The sequence below is a fragment of the Polaromonas sp. P1_F4 genome (genome assembly GCF_056405675.1).
Window position 1 is genome coordinate 256,378 of sequence record NZ_JBFUBP010000006.1, and the last position, 18,924, is coordinate 275,301.

The 18,924-nt window shown below is 61.3% G+C and carries 22 protein-coding genes; 13 read left to right on the forward strand and 9 right to left on the reverse strand.

Features of this window, described 5'->3' with window-relative positions; all coding sequences use genetic code 11:
* Positions 1–173: 173 nt before the first annotated feature.
* Positions 174–953 carry a ComF family protein gene (locus AC1DYQ_RS14425; RefSeq protein ID WP_477687351.1) on the reverse strand — a complete coding sequence of 260 codons (780 nt, stop codon included), beginning with the start codon at positions 951–953 and terminating at the stop codon, positions 174–176.
* A gap of 76 nt (positions 954–1,029) precedes the next feature.
* Between AC1DYQ_RS14425 and AC1DYQ_RS14430 the strand changes: the two genes are divergently transcribed.
* The 8 genes from AC1DYQ_RS14430 to AC1DYQ_RS14465 all read left to right on the forward strand — a co-directional run bounded on the left by AC1DYQ_RS14430 (position 1,030) and on the right by AC1DYQ_RS14465 (position 7,634).
* Positions 1,030–1,932, forward strand: a complete 903-nt coding sequence (locus AC1DYQ_RS14430; RefSeq protein ID WP_477687352.1) for a methyltransferase domain-containing protein — start codon at positions 1,030–1,032, stop codon at positions 1,930–1,932.
* Between the two features lie 169 nt (positions 1,933–2,101).
* Complete coding sequence (locus AC1DYQ_RS14435) at positions 2,102–2,602, forward strand: DUF2244 domain-containing protein (protein ID WP_477687353.1); 501 nt, start codon at positions 2,102–2,104, stop codon at positions 2,600–2,602.
* A 136-nt stretch (positions 2,603–2,738) separates the two neighbouring features.
* On the forward strand, positions 2,739–3,914 hold the full coding sequence (coxB, locus tag AC1DYQ_RS14440; RefSeq protein WP_477687403.1) for a cytochrome c oxidase subunit II: 1,176 nt from the start codon (positions 2,739–2,741) through the stop codon (positions 3,912–3,914).
* A gap of 97 nt (positions 3,915–4,011) precedes the next feature.
* Positions 4,012–5,646: a cytochrome c oxidase subunit I gene (gene ctaD, locus AC1DYQ_RS14445; protein ID WP_477648358.1), complete on the forward strand. Its 1,635-nt coding sequence runs from the start codon at positions 4,012–4,014 to the stop codon at positions 5,644–5,646.
* A gap of 21 nt (positions 5,647–5,667) precedes the next feature.
* Positions 5,668–5,781: a cytochrome oxidase small assembly protein gene (locus tag AC1DYQ_RS14450; RefSeq protein WP_477687354.1), complete on the forward strand. Its 114-nt coding sequence runs from the start codon at positions 5,668–5,670 to the stop codon at positions 5,779–5,781.
* A gap of 40 nt (positions 5,782–5,821) precedes the next feature.
* Positions 5,822–6,433: a cytochrome c oxidase assembly protein gene (locus tag AC1DYQ_RS14455; RefSeq protein WP_477687355.1), complete on the forward strand. Its 612-nt coding sequence runs from the start codon at positions 5,822–5,824 to the stop codon at positions 6,431–6,433.
* Positions 6,430–6,639 (forward strand): DUF2970 domain-containing protein, encoded by a 210-nt coding sequence (locus AC1DYQ_RS14460; protein WP_477687356.1) that lies wholly within the window; start codon positions 6,430–6,432, stop codon positions 6,637–6,639. The genes AC1DYQ_RS14455 and AC1DYQ_RS14460 overlap by 4 nt, the downstream gene beginning before the upstream one ends.
* Positions 6,640–6,716: 77 nt before the next feature.
* Positions 6,717–7,634 carry a cytochrome c oxidase subunit 3 gene (locus AC1DYQ_RS14465; RefSeq protein ID WP_477687357.1) on the forward strand — a complete coding sequence of 306 codons (918 nt, stop codon included), beginning with the start codon at positions 6,717–6,719 and terminating at the stop codon, positions 7,632–7,634.
* A gap of 85 nt (positions 7,635–7,719) precedes the next feature.
* Here the strand turns inward: AC1DYQ_RS14465 and AC1DYQ_RS14470 are convergent, their stop codons facing one another.
* A complete protein-coding gene (locus AC1DYQ_RS14470; protein ID WP_457282216.1) occupies positions 7,720–7,959 on the reverse strand; it encodes a twin transmembrane helix small protein in 240 nt (79 codons plus the stop codon).
* Positions 7,960–7,977: 18 nt separating this feature from the next.
* Here AC1DYQ_RS14470 and AC1DYQ_RS14475 point away from each other — a divergent pair, with 18 nt between their 5' ends.
* From AC1DYQ_RS14475 to AC1DYQ_RS14495, 5 genes are all read left to right on the forward strand, one after another.
* A complete protein-coding gene (locus AC1DYQ_RS14475; RefSeq protein WP_477687358.1) occupies positions 7,978–8,730 on the forward strand; it encodes an SURF1 family protein in 753 nt (250 codons plus the stop codon).
* 101 nt (positions 8,731–8,831) lie between these two features.
* Positions 8,832–9,464 carry an SCO family protein gene (locus tag AC1DYQ_RS14480; protein ID WP_477687404.1) on the forward strand — a complete coding sequence of 211 codons (633 nt, stop codon included), beginning with the start codon at positions 8,832–8,834 and terminating at the stop codon, positions 9,462–9,464.
* Positions 9,465–9,610: 146 nt separating this feature from the next.
* The gene (locus tag AC1DYQ_RS14485) at positions 9,611–10,735 is read left to right on the forward strand and encodes a COX15/CtaA family protein (RefSeq protein WP_477687359.1); all 1,125 of its coding nucleotides are present in this window, start codon (positions 9,611–9,613) and stop codon (positions 10,733–10,735) included.
* Between the two features lie 17 nt (positions 10,736–10,752).
* Positions 10,753–11,670 (forward strand): heme o synthase, encoded by a 918-nt coding sequence (gene cyoE, locus AC1DYQ_RS14490; RefSeq protein WP_477687360.1) that lies wholly within the window; start codon positions 10,753–10,755, stop codon positions 11,668–11,670.
* 9 nt (positions 11,671–11,679) lie between these two features.
* Positions 11,680–12,318, forward strand: coding sequence for an SCO family protein (locus AC1DYQ_RS14495; RefSeq protein ID WP_477687361.1), 639 nt, complete (start codon positions 11,680–11,682; stop codon positions 12,316–12,318).
* A gap of 90 nt (positions 12,319–12,408) precedes the next feature.
* On the opposite strand, the gene rpoH is transcribed toward AC1DYQ_RS14495, so the two are convergent.
* From rpoH to AC1DYQ_RS14530, 7 genes are all read right to left on the reverse strand, one after another.
* Complete coding sequence (gene rpoH / locus AC1DYQ_RS14500; protein WP_477666772.1) at positions 12,409–13,338, reverse strand: RNA polymerase sigma factor RpoH; 930 nt, start codon at positions 13,336–13,338, stop codon at positions 12,409–12,411.
* A 456-nt stretch (positions 13,339–13,794) separates the two neighbouring features.
* Complete coding sequence (locus tag AC1DYQ_RS14505) at positions 13,795–14,088, reverse strand: hypothetical protein (protein ID WP_477687362.1); 294 nt, start codon at positions 14,086–14,088, stop codon at positions 13,795–13,797.
* 69 nt (positions 14,089–14,157) lie between these two features.
* Positions 14,158–14,634, reverse strand: coding sequence for an Mpo1 family 2-hydroxy fatty acid dioxygenase (locus AC1DYQ_RS14510; protein ID WP_477687363.1), 477 nt, complete (start codon positions 14,632–14,634; stop codon positions 14,158–14,160).
* Positions 14,635–14,768: 134 nt separating this feature from the next.
* Complete coding sequence (locus tag AC1DYQ_RS14515; RefSeq protein ID WP_477687364.1) at positions 14,769–15,743, reverse strand: Bug family tripartite tricarboxylate transporter substrate binding protein; 975 nt, start codon at positions 15,741–15,743, stop codon at positions 14,769–14,771.
* A gap of 26 nt (positions 15,744–15,769) precedes the next feature.
* On the reverse strand, positions 15,770–16,780 hold the full coding sequence (locus AC1DYQ_RS14520; protein ID WP_477687365.1) for an Ldh family oxidoreductase: 1,011 nt from the start codon (positions 16,778–16,780) through the stop codon (positions 15,770–15,772).
* Positions 16,781–17,707: a hydroxyacid dehydrogenase gene (locus tag AC1DYQ_RS14525; RefSeq protein ID WP_477687366.1), complete on the reverse strand. Its 927-nt coding sequence runs from the start codon at positions 17,705–17,707 to the stop codon at positions 16,781–16,783. It lies immediately after the preceding gene.
* A gap of 12 nt (positions 17,708–17,719) precedes the next feature.
* Entirely contained in the window at positions 17,720–18,895 is a 1,176-nt protein-coding gene (locus tag AC1DYQ_RS14530; protein ID WP_477666665.1) for a UxaA family hydrolase, read from the reverse strand.
* Between the last annotated feature and the right edge of the window lie 29 nt (positions 18,896–18,924).

Here is an 18,924-nt window from a genome sequence, read left to right on the forward strand (position 1 = left end):
GACCGCCAGCCTCTCTCTACCGATACCTCCGGGCGACCAGAACCGTGTGTGGGGCTTTAGACCAGCAGGGGCCGCGGGACTGGCTTTGCCAGACCGCAGGCGCAGCGGCCCCTTCACGTGATGAAAGGGGCAGGGAGAAGCCGCAGGCTACACGCAGTGAGCGACCGTGGGGGCTATTGAGTTCGCGCAAGGACAACGGCGCCAACGTGTGCGGCGCCCGCATCCCGCAAGGACTGTGCGGCCGTATACAGCGAGGCGCCGCTGGTCATCACGTCATCCACCAGCACCACGCGCCGTCCCTGCAGTTCCCCCGTGCGCAGCGGATCCACCTGGAAAGCTCCCTTGACGTTGGCCAGCCGGTCCTTGCGTTTGAGCTGGCTTTGCGGGCGCGTGTGCTTCACCCGTAGCAGCAGCCTGGCATCGGTCTGGCCTTGCGTGCGTGTTTGCCGGGCCAGCGCCACACACAACTCCCAGGCCTGGTTGAAGCCGCGCACCTGCAGGCGCTCCGCCGACAGCGGCACCGGAACGATCCAGTCGCCGGGGGCCAGTTCTGCCATGAGCCCGGCTAGGCCCGGCGACCGGGCCAGCAGGCTGGCAAAAAAAGCGGCCCAGCCGTGCCGCTCACCGAATTTGTAGCCCGCAATCAGCGCGGACCAGGGGTAGGCATAGTTCACGGCGGCAAAGGCGCCGTCCAGAGGCGGCGGATGGCTGACACAGGCGCCGCAGGGCTGCGGCCCGACCCGAAGACCCATGGAAAGGTCACCGGGCAAGGCGAGAGCGCAGCGGGGGCAGCGTGGGACGGCAAAGGCAAACCGGGCCACGCAGGCGGCGCACACCTGGCGCGCCGGCCAGCTGCGGCATACAGCGCACTGGCTGGCCAGGCCGGGGAAGCCGCCAAAGCGGCCGGTCGGCGGGGACAGGAATGCGGCGGGAGCAAGCAGGCGTGTGAACACCGTGTCAATATACTCGCGTACCTTCCCCGCTTGCCTCGGCGGGCCCCGCGCTTACTTTGCCCTTTTTGCTCTTTCCATGACCCCTACACAGCGCCCACCCACGCTCGACCCGATCGCCGTCAGCCGCTGGGACCGCACCGCTCCGCTGGCCTCACCGTGGCTTCATGAAGAGGTGGCGCGGCGCATGATGGACCGATTGCAATGGATCAAGCTGCAGCCGCGCGCGTGGGTGCACTGGGGAGCATTGCGCGGAGGGATCCAGGCGCAGGAAAAACTGGCCGGGGCCTACCCAAAATCTAGGTGTTTTGTGGTTGAGAGCAGCTCTGAACGGGCGCAAGCAGCTATCAAAAATATAGCAAAACCGTGGTGGCGTCCGCGCCGGTGGCTGGCGGCTCCCGTGCATTTTGAGGCGCCGCCGGCAGGAACTGCCGACATGCTCTGGGCCAACATGGCGCTGCACGAATCGGCCGATCCGCAGGCCCTGCTGGCGCGCTGGCACCAGGCGCTGAAGGTGGACGGTTTCCTGATGTTTTCCTGCCTGGGCCCGGATACCGCGAAGGAGTTGCGCGAGGTGTATGCGCAGCTGGGCTGGCCGCCGGCCGGGCATGAACTGACCGACATGCATGACTGGGGCGATATGCTGGTGCAGACGGGGTTTGCCGAACCCGTGATGGACATGGAGCGCATCACGCTCACCTATGCGACCCCCGCGAGGCTGCTGGAAGACATCAGGGAACTGGGCCGCAACTTTCACCCGGCGCGGTTTCCTGCCCTGAGGGGCCGGGCCTGGAAGGCGCAGCTTGAAAGCGCGCTGTCCCGCCATCTCGTCAGGGGCGAAGACGGGCGGCTGTCCCTCACCTTTGAAATCATTTATGGCCACGCGCTCAAGGCGCCGCCGCGGATCAAGGTCAGTCCGCTCAGCGCGGTGTCGGTCGCCGATATGCGCAGCATGCTGCAGGGCCAGCGCTCCGGCGGCTAGGTGCCCGGCAGGTGTTGCGCAGGCGCTCCCAATCCCTGGTGTTGACGGGTTTTCAGAAGGGGCGGCAAGGTAAACCCGGCTACAATTCAAAGCTGAATTTTTGGGTATGTTCCCAAGCCTCATGCGGTCAATGCCCAGCGTTAACCGCAGTTTTTTTGAGGGTTGCCACATGCTGCAGCCAACACCAGCGTTTCGTTTTGCCACCTTGCCCGCACAGGGCGCCCACAGCCACGATGCTGTGCTGTGGCTTCTCAAGCGTCACTGTTCACTCACACCGGCCCAATTGGGCTGGCTGTATGTGTCTTTGTGCGGTGTCTCATTGGGTATTGCCGGATTTTTCTGGCTGCAGGGTGCCACCATGGTGATGCCTTTTGCCTGGATCGAGCTGGTCGCGGTGGGAGCCGCCTTTGTGGCGTATGCCCGGCATGCGGGGGACGGTGAAAAAATCGTCCTGCAGGGCGAGCGGCTGGTGGTGGAGCTGGAAACGGCAGGGCGCACGGAGCGGGCTGAATTCAACCGCGAATGGGTCCGGATCGAGCCCAAGGATGGGGATGGGTCGCTGATTGAGGTGTCCGGGCAGGGGCGGTCTGTCCAGGTGGGGCGGCATGTACGGCCAGAGCTGCGGCCCGCGCTGGCCCGCGAGATTCGCATGGCGTTGCGGAGTGTTTGACAGTTCCTGAAAGACTTGTGTCAGTTCAGGTGCGGCAGGAGGGCTTGCCGCTAACTTTATAATCAGCCGGTTAATTTGGTCGGTAATTGAAGCAGAAAAAGTGATCACGATGAACGTAAGCAACACCATGAGCAAAATGACACGGCTTGGCATGCAGCATGCAGGCGCAATTCTGGCATCTGCGGCCGCCTGGGTCAGCACCGCCGCTTACGCCGTCAACGACCTGAAGGGCGGCCCGGCCGTCAATCAGCTGAATTTGCACCCGGCCGTGACCAAAATTGCCGAAGAGCAGCAGTGGCTGCACTGGTTCATGATGGCCATCTGCCTCGTGATTTTTGTGGCTGTTTTCGGGGTGATGTTCTATTCCATCCTGAAACACCGCAAGTCGGTCGGCCACAAATCGGCCAATTTCCACGAATCCACCGCTGTTGAAATTGCCTGGACCATCGTCCCCTTCATCATCGTGATCGCCATGGCCCTGCCGGCCACCAAGGTGCTGGTCGCCCAGAAGGACACCACCGCTGCCGACCTCACCATCAAGGCCACCGGCATCCAGTGGAAATGGGGCTACGACTACATCAAGGGCGAAGGCGAAGGCATCGGCTTTGTCTCCACGCTTGACAACACGCACCGCGAAATGTCCGACAACGGCGGCCCCAAGGCCGGCGAAGCTCCCGATAACTACCTGCTCAAGGTCGACAACCCGCTGGTTGTTCCCGTCAACAAGAAAATCCGCATCATCACCACCGCCAGCGACGTGATCCACGCTTTTGCCGTGCCGGCCTTCGGCATCAAGCAGGATGCGATTCCCGGTTTTGTGCGTGACACCTGGTTTCGTGCCGAGCAAGTCGGCGACTTCTACGGCCAGTGCCAGGAGCTCTGCGGCAAGGAACACGCCTACATGCCCATCCACGTGAAGGTCGTGTCCGCCGCCGATTACAGCGCCTGGGTCGCCGTCAAGGCCAAGGAAGCCGCCGCCAAGGCCGATGATCCTTCCAAGGTCTGGACGCTGGTTGACCTGAAAGCCCGCGGCGAAAAAGTCTACGCCGCCAACTGCGCGGCCTGCCACCAGGCCAACGGCAAGGGCGCTGGCCCGATCAAGCCGCTGGACGGCTCGCCGATTGTTCTCGACGCAGACCACAAGAAGCAGATCCAGACCGTGCTCAATGGTGCAGCCGGCGGCGCCATGCCTTCCTGGAAGGCGCTCAGCGACACCGACATCGCCGCCGTGATCAGCTACTCCAAGAACAACTGGTCCAACCAGACCGGCCAGATCGTCCAGCCCGCGGAAATACAGGCGGCTCGTAAGTAAGCCTCAGGCGTTACCCGCAGATTCCATCATTTCGCCGGCGTGACCTTGCCGGCCGCAAAAGACAAGCTACAGGCACAAGCCACCAAAGGAAGCCAAGATGAGTGCAGTTCTAGACCATCACGATCACGCACATGATGACCACGATCACCATGCCCCGACGGGCTGGCGTCGCTGGGTATTTGCGACCAACCACAAGGATATTGGCACGCTGTACCTGTTGTTCAGCTTCTTTATGCTGATGTTCGGTGGCGTGCTGGCCTTGCTGATCCGCGCTGAGCTGTTCCAGCCCGGCCTGCAACTGGTCAACCCCGAACTGTTCAACCAGCTCACCACCATGCACGGCCTGATCATGGTGTTCGGCGCCATCATGCCGGCCTTCGTGGGTTTCGCCAACTGGATGATCCCGCTGCAGATCGGCGCGGCTGACATGGCTTTTGCCCGCATGAACAACTTCAGCTTCTGGCTGTTGATCCCGGCCGGCATCATGCTGGTGGGGTCGTTCTTCATGCCTGGTGGCGCACCCGCCGCAGGCTGGACGCTCTACGCGCCGCTCACGTTGCAAATGGGCCCGTCCATGGATGCCGGTATTTTTGCGATGCACATCCTGGGCGCCTCGTCCATCATGGGTTCGATCAATATCATCGTTACCATCCTCAACATGCGCGCTCCCGGCATGACGCTGATGAAGATGCCGATGTTCTGTTGGACCTGGCTGATCACCGCCTACCTGCTGATCGCCGTGATGCCGGTGCTCGCAGGCGCCATCACCATGACGCTGACGGACCGCCACTTCGGCACCAGCTTCTTTAACCCCGCCGGCGGCGGCGACCCGGTGATGTACCAGCACATCTTCTGGTTCTTCGGCCACCCTGAGGTTTACATCATGATCTTGCCGGCCTTCGGCATCATCAGCCAGATCATCCCGGCTTTCTCGCGCAAGCGCCTGTTCGGCTACGCCTCCATGGTGTACGCCACCGGCTCCATCGCCATCCTGAGCTTCGTTGTGTGGGCTCACCACATGTTCACCACCGGCATGCCGGTTACGGGCCAGCTGTTCTTCATGTACTCCACCATGCTGATCGCCGTGCCCACGGGCGTGAAGGTGTTCAACTGGATCGCCACGATGTGGCGCGGCTCCATGACCTTTGAAACTCCCATGCTGTTTGCGGTGGGCTTCATCTTCGTGTTCACCATCGGCGGCCTGACGGGCGTGATCCTCTCGGTCGCACCGATCGACACGCAACTGCAGGACACCTACTACGTGGTGGCTCACTTCCATTACGTGCTGGTGGCTGGTTCGCTCTATGCCTTGTTTGCCGGCTACTACTACTGGTCGCCCAAATGGACCGGCGTCATGTACAACGAAACCCGCGGCAAGATCCACTTCTGGTGGTCGCTGATTTCCTTCAACGTGACCTTCTTCCCGATGCACTTCCTGGGCCTGGCCGGCATGCCGCGCCGCTATGCCGACTACCCCATGCAGTTCGCGGATTTCAATGCCGTGGCCAGCGTGGGCGCGTTCTTCTTCGGATTTGCCCAGCTGTACTTCTTCCTGTTCATTGTGGTGCCCACGATGCGCGGCCAGGGTGCACCTGCCAGGCAGAACCCCTGGGTGGACGAAGGCGGCAAGGGCGCCGAAGGCCTCGAGTGGGAAGTTCCGTCGCCCGCACCTTTCCACACCTATGAAACACCGCCCAAGCTGGATGCCTCGGCAACCCGCGTGATCGGCTGATTGAACCCAACGGTAATCCCCATGACGACACCTGAACAAAAGAAGAGCAACCTGAGGCTGGCCCTGATACTGGCTTCGGTCGCGCTGGTTTTTTTTGCCGGCTTCATGGCCAAGATGATTTTCCTGAGCCGTTGAGCCGCCAGGTCGACCTCAATCTCAAACCAGTACTGATGTGATGCGGCTCAAGCGCGAAAACTTCAACATGATGGGCAAGCTGGGCGTGATCGTGCTCGGCATGTTTGCCTTCGGTTACGCGTTGGTGCCCATCTACAAGGCGATCTGCGAGATGACCGGCATCAACGTGCTGGCGCTATCTGACCGGCAGATTCCCGGCGCGACGTCCAGCCTGCCGGCCAATACGCAGGTAGACCGCACCCGCACCATCACGGTCGAATTTGACGCGAACTCGCGCGGCCCCTGGCACTTCAAGCCGGCACAAAACACATTGCAGGTTCATCCCGGCGAGCTGACCACGGTGATGTACGAGTTCCAGAATGTGCAAGACCGGACCATGTCCGCGCAAGCGATTCCCAGCTATGCGCCGGCCCAGGCCGGGGCACATTTCAACAAGCTGGAATGCTTTTGCTTCAGTCAGTACACCCTGGCGCCCGGTGAGAAAAAGCAGTGGCCGGTGGTGTTTGTGATTGACCCGAAACTGTCGAAGGACGTGAGCACGATCACGCTGTCCTACACCTTCTTTGAAGTGGGCGGAAAAACGCCGGCCGCGCCCGTCACGCCCAAGGCGACGACTGCCGCCGCCCCCCCTGAAAGACAGGCAGGCGCATGAGCATGGCCGCAACCCCCGCAAAACCCTCCTTCTGGCGTACGGTCAAGGCCGTGGCCTGGTCTTTTGTGGGACTGCGTGCGCGTGGCGACTACGAAGAAGACGTGAAAAATTTGAATCCCCTCCACATCATTGTGGTCGGGTTGATTGCTGTGGTGGTGTTTGTCGCGGTCCTGGTGCTGCTGGCGAAATGGATGGTCGCGCACTAGCGCGGCATTCGCACAAATGCCTCACGGCGCAAATTAAAAGATTATTGAAAATTCGAGAGAAAAACAGGAGTCGAGCGATGTCATCAGCAACCCACGGGTCAACCCCCCACTACTTTGTTCCCAGCCCATCGAGCCATCCGGTGATGGCGTCTATCGGCCTGTTTTTTGTCATCCTCGGCGCCGGCCAATGGATCAATGGTGCGCACTGGGGCATGTGGTCGTTGGCCTTCGGTATGGTGTGGTGGTTGGTCACGTTGTTCCGCTGGTTCAGCCAGTCCATCGCCGAAAGCGAAGGCGGCATGTACGGCCGCAAGATCGACATGTCCTTCCGTTGGAGCATGAGCTGGTTCATTTTCTCGGAAGTGATGTTCTTCGGCGCGTTCTTCACTGCGTTGTGGTGGGCCCGCTCGCACTCGTTGCCCGCACTGGGTAGTTTGGAAAATGCGCTGCTCTGGCCTGATTTCAGGGCGGCCTGGCCGTCTATCGTGGCTGGTGCCACGACATCGCCTGCCGACATCGTTGAGCCCTTCACGGCCATGAAGCCGCTGGTGATAGGTGGCGGCATCTGGGCCAGCATCATGGGTTCCTTGCCCACCGTCAACACGGCGCTGCTGCTGAGCTCTGGCGTCACCATCACTATCGCCCACCATGCCTTGATCGAAGGCAAGCGCGCACGAACCATTGCCTTTATGTGGGCGACGGTGCTGCTCGGCCTGGTCTTCCTGTTCGTACAAGGCTACGAGTATTTCCATGCCTATCATGAGATGAATCTGAAGCTGTCGTCCGGCGTGTACGGCTCGACTTTCTTCCTGCTCACAGGCTTTCACGGTTTTCACGTGTTCGTCGGTATGCTGATGCTGTTCTTCATCACGCTGCGCCTGCAAAAAGGCCATTTCACCCCTGAAAAGCATTTCGGCTTTGAAGGCGCCGCCTGGTACTGGCACTTTGTGGATGTGGTGTGGCTGGGCCTCTACATCCTGGTTTACTGGCTGTAAGGCGGAACCAATCGCGGCCTGGGCCGCTCAACCAAAGGCCGCTTGATGCGGCCTTTGTTATTTATTTCGCCACTCAGAGTGGCGGTTATTTACCAGCAGGGATGCCGGTGGGCTGGATATAACCAAGCTTCCACGCAATCAGAATGCAAACAAACAGCAACACAGAAAACCCGATACGGAACGCCAGTGCGCGCGCCATGTTGCTGTTTTTGCGTTTGCTGCTTTCGGCGCCTTCACTGCCCTTGCCGCCCCTGAGCATGAAAAACAGTGCGGAGGCCAGGCTGGCAAAAATGGCGATAAACGCCAGTGCGATCAGGTAAGTCATGAACAGGATTATCGGCTCATGACACGTGCTTTGCACTCCCCGCGCTTCTGGATTCTCACGGTGGCCGCACTGGCGGTGGCCGGCACGACCTTTTCGCTGGGGCAATGGCAGCTGCGCCGCGCCGCACAAAAAGAAGCGCTGCAGGCCGCCGTCGATTCCAAAGGCCGGCTTCCAGCGCTGGATGTGCATTCGCTGCTTACGAGCCAGAGCCTTGCTGATGACATTCACCGGCCAGCCATCCTCAAGGGCAGCTGGCGCGCCGAGCACACGGTGTATCTCGACAACAGGCCCATGGGCGGCAAGACGGGTTTTTTGGTGGTAACACCACTGGTGCTGGAAGGCAGTCCGCAGGCCATCCTGGTGCAGCGTGGCTGGGTACCGCGCAACTTTGCCGACCGCATACGCCTGCCGGATGTTTCAACGCCGCCGGGCATCGTGACGGTTGAGGGCCGTATGGCCCCGCCGCCTTCCAGGCTCTATGAGTTCCAGGGTACCGAGAGTGGGCGCATACGGCAAAATCTCGACTTGCCTGCTTTCCGGGCGCAAACCGGCCTGCCGCTGCTGGATGTTTCATTGCTGCAGACCGGTGCGCCCAGCGAAGGCCTGCTGCGCGAGTGGGCCGCGCCCAATCTGGGCGTGGACAAGCACTACGGCTATGCCTTCCAGTGGTTCGGTCTTTGCGGCCTGGTGGTTCTTTTGTATGGCTGGTTTCAGCTGGTCCTTCCTTTTCGTACCCACATGCGCGGTAAACGCCGCGATCAATTGCCGTGACAAACGATACGCCTGCTACCCCTCATACCCCTGATACTCCTCCCGTCCACGCTGCCGCAGCCGGACTGCAAGACCAGCCCCTGGGCCTGACCGTGCATGCCATGCCTGTGCTGGATCAGTCCAGTACGCGCGCACCCAGCACCGTGGCAGGCCGCTGGAAAATGCTGGCCGTGCTGCTGGTGTGCGCCGCACCGGTCATCGCGTCTTACGTCACCTACTACCTGATCCGGCCCGAAGGCCGCCGCAATTTCGGCGATCTGATTGACCCGCAGCGTCCGCTGCCGCCGCTGGCCACGCGCTCGCTGGACGGCCGCGCCGGCACGCTGACGGCACTGAAGGACCAGTGGCTGCTCATCAGTGTGGCCGGCGGCGCCTGCGGTGCGCGGTGCGAGCAGAACCTGTATTTCCAGCGACAGCTGCGCGAGTCCCTCGGCAAGGAAAAAGAGCGCCTGGATCGCGTCTGGCTGGTGGTGGACGAAACGCCGGTGCGTGATGCCTTGCTCCCCGCGCTGGCTTCGTCGGCGGTGCTGCGTGTGGCGCCAGCTGAACTCGCCAAGTGGCTGGAGCCCGCTGCGGGCCAGCGTCTGGAGGATCATCTCTATCTGGTCGACCCCATCGGCAACTGGATGATGCGTTTCCCGGCCGGCATGGACGTCGCCGCCGCCGCCAAGGCCAAGCGCGACCTGGAGCGCCTGCTGCGCGCCTCCAGCAGCTGGGACAAAGAGGGCAGGTAGATGAAGCCCCCACGGTCGCTCACTGCGTGTAGCTCCCTGCCCCCCGAGGGGGCCGCTGCGCCTGCGGCCCGGCAAAGCCGGTTCCGCCGCGGCCCCTGCTGGCCTGGAGCTTCAGCACGCGTGGCAATGGTTGATTCTTTTTAGTCATGGCTGCACAAAACCTTTACGACCTGAGTCCTGCCCTGCGCCTGATGATCATGGGGCTGGTGGTGGCGATGGGGCCGTTGGCCTGGGTGTGGGTACACAACAAGAATGCGCCGGTAGCGCAGCGTTTGCGGGTGCTGACGTTGGTGACCTTGTTCCTCACGTTTGACCTTGTGATCTTCGGTGCGTTTACCCGGCTCACTGATTCGGGCCTGGGTTGCCCTGACTGGCCTGGTTGCTATGGAAGCGTCAGCCCAGTGGGTGCGCAGATCCACATTGAGGCCGCGCAGACTGCCATGCCGACCGGCCCCGTGACGCATTCCAAGGCGTGGATCGAGATGATCCACCGCTATCTGGCGACCGGCGTTGGTGTGCTTATTCTTACGCTCGCGGTGGCAAGCTGGCTGGAGCGCAAGCGCACACCGGTCTCATTCTGGTGGCCTGCTGTCACGCTGATCTGGGTGTGCCTGCAGGGCGCTTTCGGCGCGCTCACCGTGACCATGAAGTTGTTTCCGGCCATCGTCACGTTGCATCTGTTGGGCGGCCTGGTTCTGCTGGCCCTGTTGCGCGCGCAGGCGGTGCGTTATGCGCAAGCGCAGGGTGTCAGCGCCACGACGCTTTCTGCCGGCCTGCGCCTCGCCGTCATCGCGGCCTTCGCCTTGCTCTGGGTGCAAATTGCCCTGGGCGGCTGGGTCAGCACCAACTACGCCGTGCTGGCCTGCACCAACTTTCCGGGTTGCCAAGGGTCGCTCTGGCCGGCCATGGACTTCCGCCAGGGCTTCACGCTGTGGCGCGAACTCGGTGCGGGCCATGACGGCGCCAATATCGGCTTTGAGGCGCTCACCGCCATTCACTATGTGCACCGCCTGGTGGCCTATCTCGTGTTTGCCGTATTTCTGGTCCTCGCCTTTTGCCTGCACCGCGTGCCCGCATTTCGCACATCGGCGCGCTGGCTGGCCGGGCTCATACTGCTGCAGGCCATCACTGGCATCAGCAACGCCGTGCTGGGCTGGCCCTTGCTCGCCGCGGTCATGCATACCGGCGGTGCCGCGGCCCTTGTCATTGTGCTCAGCGGCATGGTCTTTTCCAGCCGCAGCGGCCCCCTGCGCCATATGCGTCAAAATTGAATGCCTAGCGACTTTCCATGAACCCCAGTACTCCCTCCGCCGCACCGGCTCCGGCCTTGCCCCGCGCGCCCTCCCGTTTCGCGCAGTTTTATGCGCTGACCAAGCCGCGCGTGGTGCAACTCATCGTGTTTTGCGCCTTGATCGGCATGGTGCTGGCCGTCCCCGGTGTTCCGTCGTGGCCGGATGTCCGGCTCGCGCTGATCGCCTGTGCCGGCATCTGGCTGGTTGCAGGGGCTGCCGCCGCCTTCAACTGCCTGGTCGAGCAGCAAATCGACTCGCGCATGCGGCGCACCGCCTGGCGGCCCACCGCCAAGGGCGAGCTCAGCAATCCGCTCACGCTGTCTTTTTCGGCCGCATTGTGCGCGCTTGGTTCGTGGATTCTTTATGTATGGGTGAACCCGCTCACCATGTGGCTGACTTTTGCCACCTTCATCGGTTATGCGGTGGTCTACACCGTGATCTTGAAGCCGATGACGCCACAGAACATCGTGATCGGCGGCGCTTCAGGCGCCATGCCGCCGGTGCTGGGCTGGGCTGCCATGACGGGTTCGGTCGGCCCTGAGGCGCTGATCCTCTTTTTGATCATCTTCCTCTGGACGCCGCCGCACTTCTGGGCACTGGCGCTCTACCGCGTGGAAGACTACCGCAAGTCCGGCCTGCCCATGCTGCCCGTGACGCACGGCAATGAGTTCACTCGCCTGCAGGTGTTCCTCTACACGCTGGTGTTATTCCCCGCCTGCCTGATGCCCTTTATCTTCAAGATGAGCGGCTGGCCTTACCTCGTTGCCGCTGTCGCGCTCAGCATCGGCTTCAGCTGGTATGGCTTTCGCCTGTGGCGCAACTACTCCGACGCGCTGGCACGCAAGACCTTCCGGTTTTCACTGATTCATCTTTCGGTGCTGTTCGCAGCGCTGCTGCTTGACCACTACCTCTAGGCTCCCACCATGACGTCCCACCGCACGCCGCAGGCTGCCTCACCCGTTCGTCGATCTGCTATCAAAAAAATAGCTGCTTGCGCTCTTGCTGTGGGCGCTGCAGGCATTTTTACTGCATGCGCACCCGACAAACCGCAGTTCAAGAGCATTGACCTCACCGGCGCCGACTACGCGCAGGGCTTCACGCTGGCCGACCACAATGGCCAGGTGCGCACACTGAAAGACTTTGCCGGCAAGGTGGTCGTGGTGTTCTTCGGCTTCACGCAATGCCCTGACGTGTGCCCGACATCCATGGCGGAGCTGGCACAGGTCAAGCAGCTGCTGGGTGCGGACGGCAGCAAGCTGCAGGCGATCTTCATCACCGTCGACCCGGAGCGCGATACGCCCGAACTGCTCAAGGCCTACATGGGCAATTTCGACCCGACCTTTGTGGCGCTGCGGCCCACACTGGACCAGCTGCCCCAGGTCGCCAAGGACTTCAAGGTGTATTACAAAAAAGTTGACGGCAAAACGCCGGGCAGCTACACCATGGACCATTCCGCCGGCAGCTATATCTTCGACGGCCAGGGGCGTATCCGTCTTTACAACCGCTACGGCAGCGGCGCTGAGGCGCTGGCGTCCGACATCCGCCTGTTGCTCAAGTCCTGAGCGAGTCCGTTTCGCACGGCTGCAGCCGGAAAAGAAAAAAGCCCGCACATTGCTGCGCGGGCTTTTTGAATGAGCGTAAGCCTGCGGGTTTTACGCGTAGGCGGCCAGCACCTTCTTCATCTTCTTCATGGCCGCCACCTCAATCTGGCGGATCCGCTCGGCGCTTACCTTGTACTCGTCGGCCAGGTCGTGCAGCGTCATGCCGCCTGAACCGTCGTCGTTCACCTTGAGCCAGCGCTCTTCCACGATGCGGCGCGACCGTGGGTCCAGGTCTTCCAGCGCAGCAGTGATGCCGTCTGAAGCCAGGTTGTCGCGCTGGCGCGACTCCATCAGTGCCGTCGGCTCCTGCGTGGCGTCGGCCAGGTAGGCGATCGGGCCAAAGGCGTCTTCGCCGTCGTCGCTCGGGCTTGGGTCCAGCAGCACGTCGCCGCCCGACATGCGCTGCTCCATCTCGATGACTTCCTCGCGCTTGACGTTCAGCGTCTTGGCCATCGAATCAATCTGGCCTTCAGTCAGCGTGTCGCGGTGCGTCGCCACGTCGGCGTCGTCCTTGAAGCCTTGCTTCATCGAGCGCAGGTTGAAAAACAGCTTGCGCTGGGCCTTGGTCGTCGCGACCTTGACCATGCGCCAGTTTTTCAGGATGTACTCATGGATCTCGGCCTTGATCCAGTGCATGGCGTAGCTCACCAGGCGCACGTTCTGGTCCGGGTCGAAGCGCTTGACCGCCTTCATCAGGCCGATGTTGCCTTCCTGGATCAGGTCGCCGTGGGGCAGGCCGTAACCCAGGTATTTGCGCGAAATCGAGACCACCAGGCGCAAGTGAGAGAGCACTAACTTACCGGCAGAATCGAGATCGTTGTTTTCCTTGAGATTTTTGGCAAATTCCTGCTCCTGCTCCAGGGTGAGCATGGGGAGACGGTTCACGGCGGAAATATAAGCGTCCAGGTTGCCCAGCGGGGGCACCAGCGACCAGGGGTTGACGGCTGTGGACGCGCCCGATTTCGGCACGACAGCAGTCAGGGAAGCGGGGGAAAGAGCATAAGACACAGCAAGACTCCTTTCGTCTAGTGCTAAATATTAGCACTCTGTTGGAGAGAGTGCTAAGCAATAGGTTCAATGACTCGGATAGCGCAAGGCTAATCAGTGAAAACCCTTGGTATGAGCCGCATTGTGGGCCATTGGTTCAGGGGGATTGGTTTCTGCCTTGTAAATGCGCGGTATCGATTTGTATGGATGCCGCCGTTATCCCAAAGTGGGTACGGTCGCTATCTATTTGATAGCTCCTTGCGCCCGTGTGTATTGGGCTGAAGCCATATTTGATAATGAATTCAAACGGATTGCACGTCAGTTTTCTGCCAATTTCGGAGAGTAAATTTGGCCTTTCATCCAAGCTGGACGGGCGCAAGCAGCTATGAATTTGGTAGCAAATCCATGGTTTTCAGCCGCCAGCCCGCCCAAATCGGAACTCGCAGGTATCTACGGCAGGCGCTTGTCGTCACGCACTTCGCGGACTTCCACGTCCACCACGTCGCCGGTACGGGGGCTGGCCGGGTTGCCTTGGGCGGCCCCGCCCGGCCACATGCCCTGGGGCGAATAGCGCTGAAAGCGGCCAAACACCATCGCAGGCGCCGGCTTGCGGCCGGTGAGGAGCGCCTTCAGGAGGCTCAGCGCCACGACGATCAGGGCTGCGACCAGCAGGCTGACGGCAAACACCGCTGCGAAGATGCCAAAGAGGAGCTTGAGGAAAAAACGCAGAATTTTGCTGATCAAGCGAGGTACCTGTGAAAAGGTTTAAACCTCCAAGGTGGAGGCCGCCCGGGTGTTTTCAAGCTGGATGGATCACCAGCGTATACCCAGCTTGCCAAACAGCTTGCTCAGCACAAACAGCGGCCCGACCCAGAGGTACTGGATGTCTTCAAAGAAAGAAGGCTTTTTGCCCTCGATCTTGTGGCCGATGAATTGCAGGATCCAGGCGCCCACAAAAATGCCGGCACAGATCGGCAATACCAGCGGCCCCATGGCGAACACCAGGCCCAGAAACAGCACCGACCAGACCGCCATGGTCATAAAGAACATCGCCGACAGGCGCGCGTAGTAGACCATGCTGGCCGCGACGAACACATACGCGATATAGGGGTGAAGCGCAAACAGCATGCCCACCAGGCTCAGCATGATGAGCGGGATGGCGATGAAATGAATCAATTCGTTGCGCGGGTTCTGGTGGCTTTCACCGTAGTGCGCCAGCAGCTGGTCAACCTTGCGCAGCCCGGTAACGGTAACGGTAACGGTATCGGGAATATCCGCTATGTCGTTCATGTATGTCTCCATTGGCGGGGATCGCCTCTGGGCAGATTTTCCGTCAGGCCATCAGAACCGAAGCGGTGTTTTACAAAGCGTAACGCAGGCCGCGAGCGGCCTGCGGACTTTGTGCTTACTGGTGTGCTTGCCGATCAGGTCGGCGTGATTTTCGCAGTCTTGATAATCCGGCTCCAGCGGTCTATTTCGCTTTTCAGGAAGCGACTGAACTCTTCTGAACCCTTTTGTGAGACACGAAAGCCTTGCTGCTTGGCGCGCTCTTCCACGTCAGCGCTGTACATGATCTTGATGATCTCGCGCGAGTATCTGTCGACAATGTCATCCGGCGTCTTGGCCGGGAGCATGGCCCCTGTCCAGTTCTCGACAAAGAGGCCAGTCATACCGGCCTCGAAAGCAGTCGGGACATCAGGCACCCCCGGGTGCCGGCCCAGGCTGCAGATCGCGATCGCGCGCAGTTTTCCACCTTTGACGTGAGCGATCGATTCCGGATAGTTGGAAAAAATCACGTCCAGCTGGCCACCGATCAGGTCGACCATCGAGGGCGCGCCGCCGCGGTAGGGCACATGGATCATCTTCGTTTTGTTCAACTCGCAGAACAAGGCCATGGTCAGGTGTGCTGGGGTGCCGTTGCCGCTCGAGCCCGCGCTCAGCTGCTTGGTTTTGGACACGGCCATCAGGTCCTTGAAGTCCTTGATGGGACTGGCGGCAGGAACCACGACCAGCATCGGCGAATTGGCCATCAGGGCGACCGGGCGCAGGTCTTTGGTGAAGCTGTAAGCCGCATTGGGGTACAGGGACACGTTCGCGGCATGTGTCAACGTGATGGCCAGCAGCGTATTGCCGTCAGGCGTTGATTTGGCGACCTGCTCGGCGCCGATCTGCGCGTTTCCGCCAGCCTTGTTTTCGACAATCACGGGAGTCTTCCACGCCTCGGACAGCTTTTGGGCAACCGTGCGGGCCATCATGTCGGTCAGGCCGCCGGGCGTGAACGGGACCACATACTTGATGGTGCTGCCTGGTTTGGGAAAAGTCTGCTGGGCCAGCCCCAGACCCGGAATGCCCGTCAGGGCTGCACCTGTTGATGCCAATACGATGTCACGACGTTTCATGCCTACTCCTCTTGATTGAATAACTGTTAACCCACTAACTGATCCAACTGCGATTTGAGTGCGTCGGGAATGCTGACTCCCGTCTGTAGTGCTTTCGTTTCGAGTGCGATGCGCCGCGCACCTGCCAGACGTACACCTTCGTCCAACAGCATCTCGGCGATCACGGTTTCCATGCGTTCAAAGTATGTGTCTGTGCCTGCAAGCGCGCCCGGGTCAATCAGGATGAAAGCCTGGCCGATTCGCGGCTGATTTCCTTCATCGACAAAGAATGATGATGCCTCAAAAGCAAACTGCGCGCCAATCACGGCTGTCACCAGCAGCTCAACCATCAATGCCAGCATGGAACCTTTGGGGCTGCTCACGGCGCCCAGCGGCAGCATGGAACCTTCCAGCGCCGCCTGTGCGTCCGTTGTGGGCCGGCCTTGCGTGTCCAGCGCCCAGCCCAGCGGAATGGATTTGCCTTCCTTGGCCGCAACCATCACCTTGCCGCGCGCAACTTCGCTCAGAGACAGGTCAATCAACAGTGGATCGGCGTTTCTGCGGGGAAACGCGGCAGCAATCGGGTTGGTTCCAAAGATCGGGTGCTTGCCGCCTGCCGCTGGCATGGCCGCCGGTGCGTTGGCAAAACCAAGGCCTACCAGGCCCGCATCGGTTGCGGCGCGCAGATGGTCCACCAATACCCCGCAATGGTGACTGTTGATCACGCCGACAAAACACACGCCCAGCTCCCGGGCAGTTGCAATCGCTGTGGAGATCGCCAGGTCGCAGGCGGGAAAAGCCAGGCCCTGTTTTGCATCCACCAGCACCGCCGCACCTTTTTTGTGCGCCACGACGGCGACGGCATGGCCATCGGCCCGGCCATTGCGAAGATGGGTGGCATATTGGGGCACGCGGCTCAGGCCATGCGAAGCGAGTCCTTGCGCTTCGGCGCGAACCAGTGCTCTCGCGGTGGTGGCCGCCATGGCTTCTGCCGCGCCCGCCTTGCGCAGCGCCTGCGTGGCAAGACGTGTTGCTTCTTCAATAGACAGTTGGACCATTTACTTCAGGCTCTCCAGCACCTTGTCGGCAATCATGAACGATACACGTTCATTTGACTGCATGCTGAGACCTGAAATGTGTGGTGTAAGCAACAGGTTGGGGCAGCCTTGCAACGCCGCGCTCACGGGCAGGGGCTCGACGTCGAATACATCGATGGCCGCACCACCCAGTTGCCCCGACCGCAGTGCCGCACTGACTGCCGCGATGTCCACGATGTGGCCCCGCGAGGTATTGATCAGGACTGCGCCTTTTTTCATCTGGCCAATGCGTGCCGCGCTGAACAGCCCGCGCGTCGCATCCACCAGGGGCACATGCAATGTGACGGCATCTGCGCTGCTGATGAGGTCGTCAAGGCCGGCGTACTGCACACCGGTCTGCGCGAAAACCGGGGCATCGGGTGCAAGCGCGGGGTCATAGGCAATCACCCGCATGCCCAAGCCACGCGCCAGGCGCGCGGTGGTCTGGCCTATGGAGCCAAAACCGATGATGCCCAACGTCTGTCCGGCAGCTTCACGGCCGTTGCTCAACGCAGCGCGCGGCCACTGGCCGGCTGCCACGGCTTCGGTGGATGCAAACGCACCGCGCAGCAGCAGCATGGTGCTGGCAACGACGTATTCGGCGACGCTGAGCGCATTGGCGCCGGAGGCGGGGATGACCTTGATGCCCCGGGCTTCGCAGACCGGCACGTCAATGTTGTCCAGCCCAACGCCGAGCCGGCCCACCACCTTGCAGCGGGCCATCGCAGCGAGCAGCTCGCCGCGCACCTGCGTCAGGTTGCGCACGATCAACACATCGGCCTGGCCCGCCTCGGCCCGCAGGCGGGCGGCGTCGCCCACCAGCTGCGGGTCATAGAGCACGTCGTGTGCCGCTTCGAGCAGCGCCACTGCGCGCTCGTCCATGAATTCACAGATGACAATGCGCGCCATGCTTGCCTTATCTCAAGCGGATTCGAACAGGCGCGTCAAGACGAACTCACGGTGGCCCAGCGCTTCGGCTGCAGTCAGGCGGCCGTTGGCGGTGCGCAGCATGTTCTCCAGCAGCTTGTCGCCGGCCTGGTCGAGCGTGATATCGCGCTGCAGCAGCCCGGAGGTGTCCACGTCGATGTGTTCGCTCATCAGGCGCACGGTGCGCGGGTTCGAGCAGATCTTGATCACGGGAACAATCGCATTGCCGATCACGTTGCCCTGGCCGGTGGGGAAGAAGTGCACGGCGTAACCGGAGGCGGCGCACAGGGTCACCATTTCGGCCGCGGCACTGGACGAGTCCATGAACCAGAGGCCCGGGTGCGTGGGCATCTCGGCCTTGTCGATGACGCCGTCCACCGTGCAGACCTTGCCGATCTTCTGGATATTGCCCAGCGCTTTTTCCTCGATGGTCGTGAGGCCGCCCGCGATATTGCCCTTGGTGGGCTGCGAGTCCGACAGGTCGCTGGTCTTGTGGCGGTTGATCATGTCCTGGTAACGGTTGAACATGAACATGAACTGGTCGCGCACGGCATCGGTGGCACAACGGTCGGCGACGATCTTTTCACCACCGGTGATCTCGGAGGTTTCACCAAAGCACAGGTAGTTGCCGAGCGGGTGCAGCTTGTCGAAGGCGTTGCCGACGGTGGGGTTGGCGCCGCAGCCGGACGTGGTGTCCGATTCGCCGCACTTGGTGGAGACCCAGAGTTCGGAGATCCCGCAAACCTCGCGCTGCTTTTCGCTGGCCCATTGCACGTATTCACGCGCGGCTTTGGAGGCCTTCATGATGGTTTCATGGTCGCCGTGGCCTTCAATGCCGAAGCCCACCACCGGTTTGCCGGTCTTGGCGATGCCGTCCACCACTTTTTTGGTCCAGCTGTCTTCAATGCCGATCACCACGACGGCGGCGACATTGGGGTTGCAGCCGGCACCGATCAGGGTGCGAAAGTGCAGCTCCAGGTCGGCGCCGAATTGCAGCCGCCCATAGGGGTGCGGAATCGCCATGCAGCCCTTGATGTTGTGGGCCACCGCTTCGGCAGCTGCATTGGAGAGGTCGTCCAGCGGCAGGATGATGACGTGGTTGCGCACGCCGACGCGGCCGTTTTCGCGGCGGTAGCCCAGAAATGTGGTGTTTTTATCGATGACTGACATGGGGGATCCTTTTAAAGTTTTTTGAGTTG

Excerpts from the sequence above, each read along its gene's own strand:
- AC1DYQ_RS14525 (WP_477687366.1), bottom strand. The coding sequence starts at position 17,707 with ATGGCGCGCATTGTCATCTGTGAATTCATGGACGAGCGCGCAGTGGCG.
- AC1DYQ_RS14475 (WP_477687358.1), top strand. The coding sequence starts at position 7,978 with ATGACACGTGCTTTGCACTCCCCGCGCTTCTGGATTCTCACGGTGGCC.
- AC1DYQ_RS14450 (WP_477687354.1), top strand. The coding sequence starts at position 5,668 with ATGACGACACCTGAACAAAAGAAGAGCAACCTGAGGCTGGCCCTGATA.
- AC1DYQ_RS14460 (WP_477687356.1), top strand. The coding sequence starts at position 6,430 with ATGAGCATGGCCGCAACCCCCGCAAAACCCTCCTTCTGGCGTACGGTC.
- AC1DYQ_RS14455 (WP_477687355.1), top strand. The coding sequence starts at position 5,822 with ATGCGGCTCAAGCGCGAAAACTTCAACATGATGGGCAAGCTGGGCGTG.
- AC1DYQ_RS14485 (WP_477687359.1), top strand. The coding sequence starts at position 9,611 with ATGGCTGCACAAAACCTTTACGACCTGAGTCCTGCCCTGCGCCTGATG.
- AC1DYQ_RS14480 (WP_477687404.1), top strand. The coding sequence starts at position 8,832 with ATGCCTGTGCTGGATCAGTCCAGTACGCGCGCACCCAGCACCGTGGCA.
- AC1DYQ_RS14465 (WP_477687357.1), top strand. The coding sequence starts at position 6,717 with ATGTCATCAGCAACCCACGGGTCAACCCCCCACTACTTTGTTCCCAGC.
- AC1DYQ_RS14470 (WP_457282216.1), bottom strand. The coding sequence starts at position 7,959 with ATGACTTACCTGATCGCACTGGCGTTTATCGCCATTTTTGCCAGCCTG.
- ctaD (WP_477648358.1), top strand. The coding sequence starts at position 4,012 with ATGAGTGCAGTTCTAGACCATCACGATCACGCACATGATGACCACGAT.
- AC1DYQ_RS14435 (WP_477687353.1), top strand. The coding sequence starts at position 2,102 with ATGCTGCAGCCAACACCAGCGTTTCGTTTTGCCACCTTGCCCGCACAG.
- AC1DYQ_RS14495 (WP_477687361.1), top strand. The coding sequence starts at position 11,680 with ATGACGTCCCACCGCACGCCGCAGGCTGCCTCACCCGTTCGTCGATCT.
- cyoE (WP_477687360.1), top strand. The coding sequence starts at position 10,753 with ATGAACCCCAGTACTCCCTCCGCCGCACCGGCTCCGGCCTTGCCCCGC.
- AC1DYQ_RS14530 (WP_477666665.1), bottom strand. The coding sequence starts at position 18,895 with ATGTCAGTCATCGATAAAAACACCACATTTCTGGGCTACCGCCGCGAA.
- AC1DYQ_RS14520 (WP_477687365.1), bottom strand. The coding sequence starts at position 16,780 with ATGGTCCAACTGTCTATTGAAGAAGCAACACGTCTTGCCACGCAGGCG.
- AC1DYQ_RS14430 (WP_477687352.1), top strand. The coding sequence starts at position 1,030 with ATGACCCCTACACAGCGCCCACCCACGCTCGACCCGATCGCCGTCAGC.
- AC1DYQ_RS14510 (WP_477687363.1), bottom strand. The coding sequence starts at position 14,634 with ATGAACGACATAGCGGATATTCCCGATACCGTTACCGTTACCGTTACC.
- AC1DYQ_RS14515 (WP_477687364.1), bottom strand. The coding sequence starts at position 15,743 with ATGAAACGTCGTGACATCGTATTGGCATCAACAGGTGCAGCCCTGACG.
- coxB (WP_477687403.1), top strand. The coding sequence starts at position 2,739 with ATGACACGGCTTGGCATGCAGCATGCAGGCGCAATTCTGGCATCTGCG.